Annotated in this window: 10 protein-coding genes; 5 read left to right on the plus strand and 5 right to left on the minus strand. The window is 73.4% G+C overall.

All coding sequences use genetic code 11. From position 1 onward, the window contains the following. The first annotated feature begins 271 nt into the window (after window positions 1-271). Window positions 272-3,052, plus strand: a complete 2,781-nt coding sequence (locus tag ACFWIC_RS15220) for an ATP-binding protein (RefSeq protein ID WP_380518747.1) — start codon at window positions 272-274, stop codon at window positions 3,050-3,052. A 201-nt stretch (window positions 3,053-3,253) separates the two neighbouring features. Next, entirely contained in the window at window positions 3,254-3,961 is a 708-nt protein-coding gene (locus ACFWIC_RS15225) for a sigma-70 family RNA polymerase sigma factor (RefSeq protein WP_380361348.1), read from the plus strand. Here ACFWIC_RS15225 and ACFWIC_RS15230 read toward each other — a convergent pair. Next, window positions 3,886-5,037, minus strand: coding sequence for a glycoside hydrolase family 88 protein (locus ACFWIC_RS15230; protein ID WP_380518750.1), 1,152 nt, complete (start codon window positions 5,035-5,037; stop codon window positions 3,886-3,888). The genes ACFWIC_RS15225 and ACFWIC_RS15230 overlap by 76 nt on opposite strands. Window positions 5,038-5,330: 293 nt before the next feature. Here ACFWIC_RS15230 and ACFWIC_RS15235 point away from each other — a divergent pair, with 293 nt between their 5' ends. Continuing rightward, on the plus strand, window positions 5,331-6,287 hold the full coding sequence (locus ACFWIC_RS15235; RefSeq protein ID WP_380518753.1) for a ribosome-inactivating family protein: 957 nt from the start codon (window positions 5,331-5,333) through the stop codon (window positions 6,285-6,287). Window positions 6,288-6,487: 200 nt separating this feature from the next. Here the strand turns inward: ACFWIC_RS15235 and ACFWIC_RS15240 are convergent, their stop codons facing one another. Beyond that, a complete protein-coding gene (locus ACFWIC_RS15240; RefSeq protein WP_380518756.1) occupies window positions 6,488-7,402 on the minus strand; it encodes a hypothetical protein in 915 nt (304 codons plus the stop codon). Window positions 7,403-7,562: 160 nt separating this feature from the next. Further along, the gene (locus ACFWIC_RS15245) at window positions 7,563-8,138 is read right to left on the minus strand and encodes a TetR/AcrR family transcriptional regulator (RefSeq protein ID WP_380518759.1); all 576 of its coding nucleotides are present in this window, start codon (window positions 8,136-8,138) and stop codon (window positions 7,563-7,565) included. A 70-nt stretch (window positions 8,139-8,208) separates the two neighbouring features. On the opposite strand from ACFWIC_RS15245, the gene ACFWIC_RS15250 reads away from it, so the two are divergent. Further along, on the plus strand, window positions 8,209-9,102 hold the full coding sequence (locus ACFWIC_RS15250; protein ID WP_380518761.1) for an NADP-dependent oxidoreductase: 894 nt from the start codon (window positions 8,209-8,211) through the stop codon (window positions 9,100-9,102). A 174-nt stretch (window positions 9,103-9,276) separates the two neighbouring features. On the opposite strand, the gene ACFWIC_RS15255 is transcribed toward ACFWIC_RS15250, so the two are convergent. Both ACFWIC_RS15255 and ACFWIC_RS15260 read right to left on the minus strand, forming a co-directional pair. Next, window positions 9,277-9,765 (minus strand): hypothetical protein, encoded by a 489-nt coding sequence (locus tag ACFWIC_RS15255; protein ID WP_380361343.1) that lies wholly within the window; start codon window positions 9,763-9,765, stop codon window positions 9,277-9,279. Between the two features lie 311 nt (window positions 9,766-10,076). Beyond that, window positions 10,077-11,345: an FAD-dependent monooxygenase gene (locus ACFWIC_RS15260; protein WP_380361342.1), complete on the minus strand. Its 1,269-nt coding sequence runs from the start codon at window positions 11,343-11,345 to the stop codon at window positions 10,077-10,079. A gap of 207 nt (window positions 11,346-11,552) precedes the next feature. On the opposite strand from ACFWIC_RS15260, the gene ACFWIC_RS15265 reads away from it, so the two are divergent. Continuing rightward, entirely contained in the window at window positions 11,553-12,479 is a 927-nt protein-coding gene (locus tag ACFWIC_RS15265) for a LysR family transcriptional regulator (RefSeq protein ID WP_380361341.1), read from the plus strand. The last annotated feature ends 305 nt before the right edge of the window (window positions 12,480-12,784 follow it).

Raw genomic sequence — 12,784 nt, forward strand, 5'->3', positions numbered from 1 at the left:
CTGGCCACGAGCGGACCGATGATGCGCTGGGGCTGTGTCCGCCCCGACGGGCGCCCGGACGCTCCACGGCCCGCGGCACCCGAGAGCGTGTGTCCCGTCTCCCTCCGGTCGTTCGCGCGTGAGGGCGGATCCGGCTCCACCGCCCCGGTACGGACCCCGCCCCGCGCGGCGCCGAGGAGTCCACTGTTTGTTCGTCCCCGGCGAACTGATGCATGATGAGGACGACCCGAGCCGATCAGGGTCCGAACCTTGAACTGCGTGGTGGTGGTGGATGGCGGGCGGCACCCCTCGGCGGGGGCTGCGCGGGCTGGTCGGCCGGCGGGGCGAATGCGGAGCGCTGGACCAGGTGATCGCCGGCGCCCACGGGGGCCGGGGCCAGGTGCTGGTGCTGCGGGGCGAGCCGGGAGTCGGCAAGTCCGCCCTGGTGGAGTACCTGGCGGGCCGTGCGACAGGGTGTCAGGTCCTGCGGGCCGTCGGCGTCGAGTCCGAGATGGAGCTCGCGTTCGCAGGGCTGCACCAGCTGTGCGTGCCCCTGACGGGGAACCTCGACCGCATTCCCGGCCCCCAGCGCGACGCCCTGTCCGTAGCGTTCGGCCTGAGTGTGGGGAGCACGCCGGACCGCTTCCTGGTCGGCCTGGCGGTGCTCAGCCTGCTGGCCGAGGCGGCGGAGGAGCAGCCGCTCGTCTGCGTCGTCGACGACGCCCAGTGGCTCGACCAGGTCTCCGCCCAGACGCTGGCGTTCGTCGCGCGACGGCTGCTGGCGGAGCGGGTGGCGCTGGTGTTCGCGGTGCGCGGGTCGGCGCCCGCCGCGGGCGGTGACCCCTTCCGGGGGCTGCGCGAGCTCGAGGTCCGGGGGCTGCGTGACGACGACGCGCGGGTGCTGCTGGACTCGGTGGTGCCCGGACGGCTGGACGAACGGGTCAGGGACCGCATCGTCGCCGAGACCCGCGGCAACCCGCTGGCTCTGCTGGAACTGACCCGGGGGCTGACCGCGGCGGAGCTGGCCGGCGGGTTCGGGCGTCCGGACGTCCGCCCGCTGGCGAGCCAGATCGAGCAGGCGTACCTGCGGCGCATCGGATCGCTGCCGGCCGCGGCGCAGCGGTTGTTGCTGGCGGCGGCGGCGGAGCCGGTGGGTGACGTGCCGCTGCTGAGGCGGGTCGCCGAGCGGCTCGACATCGACGCGCACGCGGCGGGAGCGGTCGAGGCGGCGGGACTGGTCGAGTTCGGTACGAGGGTGCGTTTCCGCCACCCGCTGGTGCGCTCGGCGGCCTACCGCGCCGCCGACCCCACCGTGCGCCGGGACGTGCACCGCGCGCTGGCCGAGGCGACCGATCCCGATGCAGATTCGGATCGTCGGGCCTGGCACCGCGCTCACGCGGCGCTCGAACCCGACGGGGCGTTGGCGGACGAGCTGGAGCGGTCGGCGGGCCGGGCCCAGGCCCGTGGCGGGATCGCGGCGGCAGCGGCGTTCCTGAGACGTGCGACCGAGCTGACGCCCGACGCGGGCCGTCGTGGAACGCGGGCGGCCGCGGCCGCGCAGGCCGCCTTCGACGCGGGCTCCCCGGACGCGGCGCTCGACCTTCTCGCCGCGGCGCGGCTGAGTCCGCTGGACGAGGCGCAGCAGGCCCGACTGGCGCGTTTGCGGGCCCAGTTGGCCTTCGCCCGCCGACGTGGCGGGGAGGCGCTTCCGCTGCTGCTGGATGCGGCCGGCCGGCTGGGGCGGGTCGACGACGCGCACGCGCGGGAGGCGTACCTCGATGCCGTCGGGTCGGCGGTCTTCGCCGGGCGGCTGCGGGAGCGCGTCGGCGTGCGGGAGGTTGCCGCAGCCGCCCGGACGGCGCCGCCGGGGGCGCAGCCGCCGCGGCCGACGGACCTGCTCCTCGACGGCCTGGTGACCTGGTTCGCCGACGGCTGCGCCGCAGGGGGGCCGCTGCTGAGGTCCGCGCTGGGGGCGTTCCGGCAGGCCGCCGGAGACGAGGGGGCGGAGGTCATGCGCTGGCTCTGGCTGCTGTGGCTGGTCGCCGGTGAGATGTGGGACGACGAGACGTGGCACCGGCTGACCGAGCACGCGGTCAGGTCGGCGCGCGAGACGGGGGCTCTGAACTTCCTTCCGCTGGCGCTCGGTTACCGGGCCGCGCTGTCCGTGCACACCGGTGACTTCGACCTCGCCGCGGAGCTCGTCGACGAGGCCGACACTCTCGCGGAGGTGACCGGTCACTCGCCGATGGCCTATCCGTCGCTCCTGCTCGCGGCCTGGCGCGGCGAGGGGGAGCACGTCGCGGAGGTGATCCGGAGCGCCGCCGTGGACGCCGTCTCGTGGGGCGAGGGGCGGGCGATCGGTGTCGAGCACTACCTCCTCTCGGTGCTGTACAACGGTCTCGGCCGGTACCAGGACGCCCTGTCCCATGCCGAACAGGCATTGGAGCACGAGGACTTGGCGGTCATCGGGTTCGCCCTCGCGGAGCACGTCGAGGCGGCGGTCCGCGCCGGTGCCCCCGAAGCGGCCGGGGCGTCGCTGCGCCGGTTGGCGGAGCGGGCCGACGCCGGCGGTACGGACTGGGCGCTGGGTGTCCTGGCCCTGTCCAGAGCGCTGGCGAGCGAGGGTCCGGCCGCCGACCGGCTCTACCGCGAGGCCGTCGAGCGCCTCGGACGCGGCCGGATCGCCGTCCACCTCGCCCGCGCCCACCTGGTGTACGGCGAGTGGCTCCGACGCGAGAACCGGCGGGTCGAGGCGCGCGTGCACCTGCGCACCGCTCACGAGATGCTGGGGCGCTTCGGAGCGGGTGCCTTCGCCGAGCGGGCCCGACGTGAACTCCTCGCCACGGGCGAGACGGTGCGACTCCGTCCGGCCGACGCGGGCGACCTGCGCGAGGCCCTCACGGCCCAGGAGGGGCAGATCGCCCGCCTGGCCGCCGACGGCCTGACGAACTCCGAGATCGGCGCCGAACTGTTCATCAGCCCCCGCACCGTGGAATGGCACCTGGGCAAGGTGTTCACCAAGCTCGACGTCAAGTCGCGCAACAGGCTCCGCGCCGCGCTGGCCGGCCCCTGACGGTCCGGGCGCCGACCGCCCCCGGGGGAGACCCGGGGGTGGACCGGGGATTTCCCGGGCGCCGGGCGGTGGGCCGGGGCGGCAGCGTGTGTGCACGGCGGCATCGACGGGATGCCGGTGTGAAACGGAGCCGTGGTGACCGTGTCCGACGACCTGTCCGCGACGTGTACACATCCCCAACAGCGCGCCGGGGAGGATACGTTGGACGAGGCCGCAGCCGTCTTCGAGGGGCTGCGCCCGTACCTCTTCGGCATCGCGTACCGGATGCTGGCCAGCGCGGTCGAGGCGGAGGACGTGGTCCAGGACGTGTGGCTGCGCTGGCAGCGGACCGACCGCTCGGCGGTGGTCAGCCCCGTGGCCTTCCTGTCGCGCGCCACCGCCCGGATGGCCATCAACGTGGTCCAGTCCGCCCGCTCGCGCCGGCAGATCTCCCTCGGCCCCTGGCTGCCCGAGCCGGTCGACACCGCCGCCGACCCCGAGGCCGACCCGGAGGCCGGTGTGCAGCGGGCCGAGGAGCTGGAACTCGCGCTGCTCCTGGTCCTGGAGAGGCTCACGTCCAGGGAGCGGGCGGTGTACATCCTGCGCGAGGCCTTCGAGTACTCCTACGCGGACATCGCCGACATGCTGCGTCTCAGCGTCGTCAACGTCCGCCAGATCGTGAGCCGGGCCCGGCGTGCCCTCGCGGAGGGGCAGCGGGAGACGGCGGACGCGCGGGAGCTCCGGGCGCTGCTGGAGGCCTTCGTCGCGGCGGCCCGGACCGGCGACGTCGGCTCCCTGGAGTCGCTCCTGGTCCCGGCGCCGCCGGGTGGTGGCCCGCGGGTGGTGCTGCGCGCTCACGGGGCCAGTCGCGCGACCTGCGAGCCGGCCATCAGGAAGGCGCCGACCGCGAAGTCGGCGGTGGTCTCGTAGGTGATCGGCCGGCTCGATTCCGGGCGGTCCCCAATGCCCTGGACCCAGCCCAGCCGTCCGTCCGGGTGCACGGCGTCGCGCACGAGCGCGTTCCAGCCCCTGGCGAGGACGGGCAGGTAGGTGCTCCGGTCGATCAGGCCGGTGCGGATGGCGTAGGCCAGGCCGTAGCAGAACAGGGCCGTTCCGCTGGACTCCTTGCCGGGCAGGTGTCGCGGGTCGCCCAGGGAGGGGTTCCAGAAGCCGTCCGGGCGCTGCGAGGCCAGCAGGGCGCGGCTGATGCCCTGCATGTTCCACCGGTACTCCGGAGCCCGTTTGTCGGTGGAGGGGAGGACGGAGAGCACCTTGGCGTGGGCGGCGTAGGCCCACCCGTTGCCCCGGGACCAGAACACGGGCCTGCCGTCCGGCGACAGCCGGCCGGAGCCGCCGGGGGACCAGGTGCCGTCGCGGTACCAGAGCTCGTGCGTGTAGTCGTACAGCCCACCGCCCTGGACCCGTTTGGTGTGGTGGTACAGCGCGTACATCTTCGCCCAGTACGCGGTGTCGCCGCGTAGCGCGCCGAGCCGGGCCACCGAGGGCATCGCCATGTACAGGGCGTCCGCCCACCACCAGTCGTCCGTCTTCTCGGGCCGGTCGGTGTGGACCATCCGGTGCAGGGACGACTCGATGGCCGCGATCCGCTCCTCTCCGCCGAGTGCCTCGTGGAGGTCCAGGTACACCTGGCCGGCGTTGTGGTGGTCGGCGTGCCGCGTGGTCACACCGCCGGCGAGGCCGTAGTCGTGCTTCTCCGCCCAGGACTCGGCGTACGCGAGATAGCGTCGCTCGCCCGTCAGCCGGTAGGCGGCCAGGTCGCCGCTGAAGTAGGTGGCACGGGCCCAGAGGTTGTCACCGGGATCGGTGTGGGCGTTGATCCAGTGGTCGTTCACCCGGCGCACCGACTCCAGGACCGCGGCCCGGCCGGGCAGCACGTCGGCGGCGACCGCGTCCGTCAGGCTGGCCGCGGTCGCCGCGGTGACGGTGATGGCCGTGGTGGTGAGGGGGAGAGCGGAGGGGATCCGCAGGAAGGTCCGGCGTCGCACGGTGTTACCTCCGGCTGAGGGCTCTGCGGGCGGGGGAGCGGAGTCGGGCGCGGGCGAGGGGCCGCGCGGGCCGGGGCCCGTCGGTGGCCCTCGGTGGCCGTCGGCGACCTGGGCCGCCACGGTGCGGACGTGTGAACGGAGTTCCCCGGACCGCCCGTCGACGACGACCGCGCTCGCCACAGATGACCGTGCGGGACCGCCCGGTGTGACAGCCGGCGGCACCCGCGCCCGCCGCGACGGCCGACGCCCACCGGCGCGCGTCACAAACACGCCACCTGAGCTGTCAGTTGAGCGTGAAGCCGAAACCCACCACCAGACGGACCGTACGGCCGGCGGCCGTCGTCCTCACCGCCGCCCTCGCGCTCACCGCACTCGGCACCCGGCCGGCCGCCCCGGCCGTGCCCCCCGACAAGGTGACCTGGGTCATCCACAAGCTGGACGACGATCCCGCCCACCCGGGCGGAGCGTTCGGCAGGGACCTGTACTACTCCGCTGTCACCCAGATCCGCAACTGGATGGCGGGCCCGACGGTCCGCGGCGATGTGCGCCTGAGCCAGGCGGACAGCGACGGCATCATCGGCATCGACGTCCGCAACCACGCGAGTGCCCGGCTCGTCACGCTGTTCCTGAACCCCCACAGCGGGTACCTCACGGGCTTCCACACCCGCAACCAGGACGTGTACTACTTCAGCGACGCCAACCCGGACATGGTCTCGGAGATGAAGGGGTACGCGAGGTCGATCGGGGCGAGTACCCACCGGATGCACCTGTCCGGATCGTTCGACGCGTGGTACGACGCAGCCACCGGCGGGGGCCTGCCCGCCCCCACGAGCATCGGCACCCGATCGTTCCGCGACATGGCCACGTCGCTGGGCAACTCGCCCGGGCCGGAGTACATCGACCGCTTCCTCCCCCAGACCGCCCAGTACCTGCTCGCCCTGAGCCCGGCCTACGCCCAGGCTCCCCACCTCACGCTCTTCCGCGACCGCGTGGGCGACGCCCTCGCCAACAGCACCTCCTCGGCGGTCGTCCTCGACAACCGCACCAGAGAGCTCCGCTCCAACTGGGAGAAGATCAACAACGACGCCCTGCTCAACATCCCCTTCCTGGCGGACGACCGGACGGCAGGCGGCGCGGTCCTGCCCTACCCCGTCCACCTGGGACCCGTGAACGGCACGCTGCGCACCGTCTCCGACGTGGTCTCCACGCTCCGGATCCTCACGAACAACCAGGGACGCGAGATGCGGTAGGGGCCGCGTCGGGCGAAGGGCCCGGCCCGGGGAGGAGTTGCTCCCCCGGGCCGGGCCCTTCGTGCGGGCGGCGGGCCCGCACGGCCCGAGGCGGCCTGCCGCCCGCGGTCTCGGCAGGGCCGGCAGGAGCAACAGGGCCCGGCCGGACGTCGTAGCGACGTCCGGCCGGGCCCCGAGCCGGCTCGGCGGGCTCCGGCGGTCTAGCGGGAGGGCCCGAGGTACGGGGTCATCCGGATCTCCCGGTGGATGTCCCCCATGGTGCGGAGAGTCCCGTTGATCGGGCCGATCTCGAAGTTCTCCGGGAGCCGGGTCGCGGCCTCGGCGGCCCGGTGGTTCCTCCACCACTCCGCGTGCCGGGCGGCCCAGTTGGTCCAACGCGCCCAGGCGCGACGGACCTCCATCGACCCCTCGTCGTAGACCGAGGTCCTCGTCTCGTAGGTGGTCCGCCCCATCGCGCGGGCGACGTCGTCACGGAAGCTGGTCCAGCGCACGCCCAGTTCGTAGGCGGCGGCCAGGGTGCGCATGGCTTCCGCGATCTGGGGGAGGTGATCGTGGTGGGCACCGACGGTCATCCTCCAGAGGTACCAGCTGGCACTGCCGAAGTCCGCGGTGTTGAAGTTCCTCTGGAGCCCGACGCCCGACGCGTTGATCCGCTGCTCCCAGTCGCCCCAGCTGCCGTTCATCTGGAGCGGGAGGGCGCGGCCGTTCTGCGACAGGGCCAGTTGATGGATCTCCGAGATGACGCTGGGGGCGGCGTCCCGGAAGTAGAAGTAGGCGTTGTGGGCGGTCACGAACCCTGCGATGTAGAGCGACTGCGGGTTGATCAGGAGCGTGCCCCGCAGCTGGCTCAGTTCGCCCTCGATTTCGAGGACGATGAGCCCGCCCGCGTGGTCCTGGATCTCGCGGATGTCGCCGTCGAACGGGTGACCCGCGGCTTGACGGATGGCGGTGACGACGTTCGTGTACTCGGTTTCACCCGAGATGTCCGACGCGGCGTCTTGGATGATCTTGGTGTGCAGGTACCTCCACTGGCCGGGCCGGACATCCGCAGCTGCGGGTTGTGCCCAGACCCCAGTGGCGGCGACGGCGAGAGCGGCGACCAGGAACACCTTCATACGGTGCGCGATCCTGCTCCGGCGGGTTCTTGCCAGCACGGCTTTCCGACCTCCAGCGGCTTCGGTGAGGTGAGAACGCGGCATGCGCCGCGTTCCACCCGACTGACCGCACAGGGCCGCGCGGTGTGACACGCGGCCCTTGGCCGCGGTGGCACCCGGCTCAGGGCGCGGTGGCCTCCCAGGCCGCCTCGATCATCCGGAAGACCTCGTCCACCGTGGCCCCGGGATCGTCCGCCCGGCAGCCCAGCGCGTAGGCGTCGATGGCGAACCGCGCGGTCGCCCGGCAGGCCGTCGCGCTCCGGGACAGGTGGGGATCGGCGGCCAGCGCCGCCGCCAGCGCCTGCGCGTGACGCAGGCTCATCGACTCCTCGTACTCCTGAAGGGCGGGTGATCCCTCGATCATGCGTCGGAGGGGGGCACTGCCCTCCGCCGTGCAGTGCCGCACCTGGGCCTGGACCTCGCGGTGCAGCGCCGGGATGAGCGGCTCGTGCGGAGGCCGGTCGGTCACCGCCCGCGTGAGGCGCTGCTCGAAGTCCCGGTCGCGCTCGAACACCAGCGCCTCCTTCGAGGCGAAGTGGGCGAAGACGGTGGTGACGGCCACGTCGGCCTCGGTCGCCACGTCGCGGATGCCCACGGCGTCGTACCCGCGCTCCAGGAAGAGGTGCAGCGCGGTGTCAGCGATCTTCTGACGGGTCGCGGCCTTCTTGCGTTCGCGGCGTCCGGGCGGCTCGATCATGTCCTGACACTATCAGGTAGGAATCCCTCACCGTTGTGAAACGCTAACGGTTAGGGCTATCTTCGGTCGTATGAGGAAAATCAGCTTCGCCGAGTTCGGCGGTCCCGAGGTCCTGCACCTGGTGGAGGCCGAGGAGCCCCACGCGAGCCCCGGTCGGATACGCATCGCCGTGCGGGCGGCGGGTGTCAACCCCGTCGACTGGAGGATCCGGGAGGGCCAGGTCCTGGGAGCCCATCCGGTCGAGCTGCCCGCCGGGGTCGGCCTGGACGCCGCCGGGGTGGTGGACGAGGTCGGCGAGGGCGTCGAAGGGATCGGGATCGGCGACCGCGTGTTCGGCGAGGGCGCCGACACGTACGCCGAATTCGCCGTGCTGTCGGCCTGGGCCCGGATGCCCGAGGGGCTGACCTTCGAGGAGGCGGCCGGCTACCCGTCGGTGGTGGAGACCGCGCTGCGCGTCATCCGCGAGGTCGGCGTGCGACCCGGGCAGACGCTGCTGGTCAGCGGCGCGTCCGGCGGCGTCGGGTCGGCGGTGCTGCAGATCGCCCGCGCGCGCGGCATCGCGGTGATCGGCACGGCCGGGGTCGCGAACCAGGACTACCTGCGCGGCCTGGGCGCCCTCGCCACGACCTACCACGACGGCTGGGTCGAACGGGTGCGGCACCTGGGCCGGGTCGACGCGGCCCTCGACCTGGCCGGCTCGGGCGTGATCCGCGAACTCGTCGAGCTGACCGGGGACCCGCGCAAGGTCGTCTCCATCGCCGACCTCGGTGCGCCGCAGCTGGGCGTCCGGTTCTCCGGCGTGGCCGGGAGCGTGCCGGACGCGCTCGCCGAGGCCGTCGACCTCATCTCCCGGGGCAGGCTCCACATCCCGGTCGAGAAGTCGTACCCGCTCACCGAGGCGGCGGCGGCGCATACCGACAGCCGCGCCGGGCACACCCGCGGGCGCCGGGTCCTGGTCGTCTGAGCCGCCGCCCGCCCGCCGCCGCCCTCCCGCTCCGGGCGCCCGCCGCCGCCCTCCCGCCGCCGGCGTCCCGCGTCGGCTGCCGGCCGGGAGAGTTCGAGGCCCACGGGGCGAACCGGCGGCAGGGCGGTCCGTCGTACGGGTGGCGCGAGGCCCGCGCCACCCGTACGAGCGGGCTCAGCCGAGCAGTTGGTACTTCGTGGACGGGACGCCGGGGTTGTAGCTGCAGTCCGTGGTGGTCGTCTTCAAGCTGTACGTGAAGCCGGCCGGGACGACGCAGGCCCACAAACCGTTCACCGGGACCCGGATGCGGAAGGTCGTCGAGGGCACGCTCGGCTGCTGGCTGCAGCCGTAGGTGTAGGTGATCAAGTCGTAGGTGAAGCCCGGCGCCTGACGGCACGAGGTCAGCCCGTCGACCGGGGTGCGCAGGTGGAACCGGGGTGCGGTCCAACTGCCCGAGCTGCACTGGGTGTCCTGGACGACCTGGTCGAAGACGTAACCGGCGGGCACGGTGCAGGCCCAGACGCCGTCCAGGCCGGTGACGGCCGTGGTGGAGGTGGTCGCGGCGGTCGCGCCCGCTGCTCCGGAGAGCAGCAGCGTCAGGGCGGCGAGGGCGGCGAGCAGCAGACGGACCGGGCGGGTGCGTGAGGTGCGTGCGGCGGACATGAGTCTCCCGAGGCGTGGTCGGTGGCATGGGGTCGCACGGTGCTGCGGGGCGCGGATTCACGCCCGCTGCCGGTTCTAGCACGCGGATCCGGCCCGGCGCCCGGGTCGGCGGACCCGAACGGTAGACATGTCCATGACCGTCCACCGGGAGGTGCGGCGGGGCTCCGGACGGCCTCGGTCGAGCACCGTCGTCCGCGGCTGCCCCGCCTGGCGTAGGCCGATGCCGGACCGGGTTCGAGGTGCGGGCTGTGGTGCCCGGCCCCGCCCGAGAGGGGTCCGTCCGGGTCCGCCGGAACGAGGGTCCGGGCCCGTCACTGCCCCTTGACGAGCCGCTCCTGACCGGAGACGGCAGGGACCGTCCAGGACGGGTGGGTGTTGACCTGGGTCACGGTGGCCCCGGCCAGCGTCTTGTAGCGGGTCGCGATCCTCTCGGCCTCCCCGACGGGCAGCGCCCCGCCGTGCTCCTCGGCTCGCGCGATGGTCTCCTCCGGCCCCAGGTCCCGGTTGGCCAGCACGATCGCGTTGACGGCCGGCCGGCGCATCCGGTCGTAGCGGCGGAGCGCGGCCTCGGCGTCGTCGTCACGGGCCAGGCACCAGGCCAGCACGCGGCCGTCGACGACGGACTGCGAGCCGCCGTTCATGCCCATGGGGAACATCGGGTGTGCGGCGTCACCGAGGAGGGTGACCCGTCCGAAGCTCCAGCGCGGCAGGGGGGCACGGTCGGTCATCGGGTACTCGACGATCGCCGTGGAGCGTTCGGCGAGTTTCGTGAGGTCGATCCACGGCAGGTTCCACGACGACAGTCCGGCGCGGGCCTCCGCCTCGGTGACACGACGGCCGGGGCCACCCGGAGGCGGGGCGGACGGCCCGTGCCGTACCTCCAGGACCCAGTTCACCTGGGCATCGGCGCCCGCGGTCGCGGGGTCCTCGATCGGGTAGGCGACGAACTTCGCACCGGGGGTGCCCCCGGCCACCACGATCGAACGGCCGTCGAGGATGTGCGGGTGCGGTGCGACCCCGCGCCACATGTGGACGCCGTTCCCGCTCGGGGCGCTCTCGTCCGGGTACAACCGGCCGCGGACCACGGAGTCGATGCCGTCCGCGCCGACCAGCACGTCGGCGTCGTCGACCACGGGCCGACCGCTCGACCGGTCCAGGAAGTGGGCTCGGACGCCGCCCGCATCCTGCTCGAACCGCCGGAACAGCAGACCGGTGCGGACCGAGTCCGGCCCCAGCCGCTCACGTACCGCCGCCAGCAGCAGCATCTGCAGTCGGCCGCGGTGCACCGAGTACTGCGGCCAGCGGTACCCGGCCGCGCGTCCCAGCGGCTCCTCCCAGACCGTCTCGCCCGTCCGGTCCCGGTAGCTCAACCGGTGCGGGGGCAGTGCGACGGAGGCCAGCTCGCCGTCCAGGCCGAGTTCGGAGAGTTCCCGGACGGCGTGCGGCAACAGGTTGATCCCGACGCCGACCGCCTCGACCTTCCGTGCCGCTTCGTACACCCGTGGCGCGAAGCCGGCGGCGTGCAGGCTCAGGGCGCAGGTCAGTCCGGCGATGCCGCCGCCGACGACGGTCACTCTCATCTGCCTGTCCTCGCCCTTCGCCGGGGCCCCGGTCCGGCCGACGCCCTGTCACCAGCTTCGGTGCCCCGGCCGCGCGCGTCCAATACACGGCGGTGATGGCAGCCGTCACGATCGCTGATCGGACCGGGGTCGTCGTTCCGGGCTCGCGATCGGTCGGGGTCGGGCGCAATCCGGTCGCTCAGGTGCGCAGTTGATAGCGTGTCAGCCATGGAGCTCCGTACGCTTGAGTACTTCGTGGCGGTGGCGGAGGAGCGGTCGTTCACGAAGGCGGCGGCCCGCTGTCACGTCGTGCAGCCCGCGATCAGCCAGCAGATCCAGGCCCTGGAGAAGGAGCTGGGAGAGCCCCTGTTCGAACGGCTGCCCCGGCAGGTGGTCCTCACCTCCGGCGGTACCGCCCTGCTGCCGCACGCCCGGGCCTGTCTGGCGTCGGCCGCCTCGGCCGTCCTGGAGTTCGCCGACCGGTCCGGTCTGCTCGGCGGCTCGTTCGCGCTCGGGACAGTCGGCGGCCTGGAAGGGACCGTCATCCCCCGGTTGCTGGGGGAGTACCACCGCCGGTATCCGCGGGTCGCGGTGAGTCTCGTCGGGGCGTCGAGCCCGTCGCTGCTGGCGAGGGTCCGCGACGGGGCGATCGACGCGGCCGTGGTCGCGGGACCTCCGGACGGCGGACCCGCCGCCGTCGCCTCGCGCGTGCTGCTGGAGGACCGGATCGTCGCGGTCCTCCCCGCCGGAAGCCGGCCCGCGAGCGGTCCGATGACCTTCGACGAGGTGGTCCGGAGCCCGGTCATCAGCTACGGCTCCGACAGCGGAGCGCACGTGTTCATCCGTGAGGCCTTCGCCGCGGAGGGGCTGCGGCTGGACATCGCCTACGCGACGAACGACGTCGCCCTCCAACTCGCGCTGGTGGCCGAGCGGATCGGGATCGCCCTGACGTCCCGCGCGAGTCCGGTCCTCGCCGCCGACCGTCGATTCGACGTCGTGCCGCTGGAGCCCGCCATCCGGTTGCGGAAGGTGTTCGTGTGGCGGGCGGGCACCCGGCCGTGTGCGCCTTTGCGGGCCTTCCTCGACCTGTGGACGGAACTGCCCGACCGGCCGGAGCGTGGCGGGGGTGTGTCAGGGGCCACCACCGGCGGATGACGTCCGGTGGGGAGGGAGGGCACCGGAGACGGGACAGACCGACGCGGCTCGGTCGATGCACGACAGGCAGCGTTCCCGGCCGACCGCCGTCGCGGCTTCCAGCAGGTCCTGGAGGCATTCCCGGGGCCCTGACGGTTCCCGCAGGCGGTCGACGATCGCGTCCGTCCCACAAGCCGTCCCGATGCCGAAACCTCAGGATCGGGCCGCCGACCGTCTCGGCCGTGGACAGCCGTCGGGATGCGAGGTTCGACACCGTCCAGCAGGATCGAGCCTGTGCCGGTGGCGCCGTGCAGCGGTTGCCACAG

Source organism: Kitasatospora sp. NPDC127035, assembly GCF_042726075.1.
Taxonomy (GTDB): domain Bacteria; phylum Actinomycetota; class Actinomycetes; order Streptomycetales; family Streptomycetaceae; genus Kitasatospora.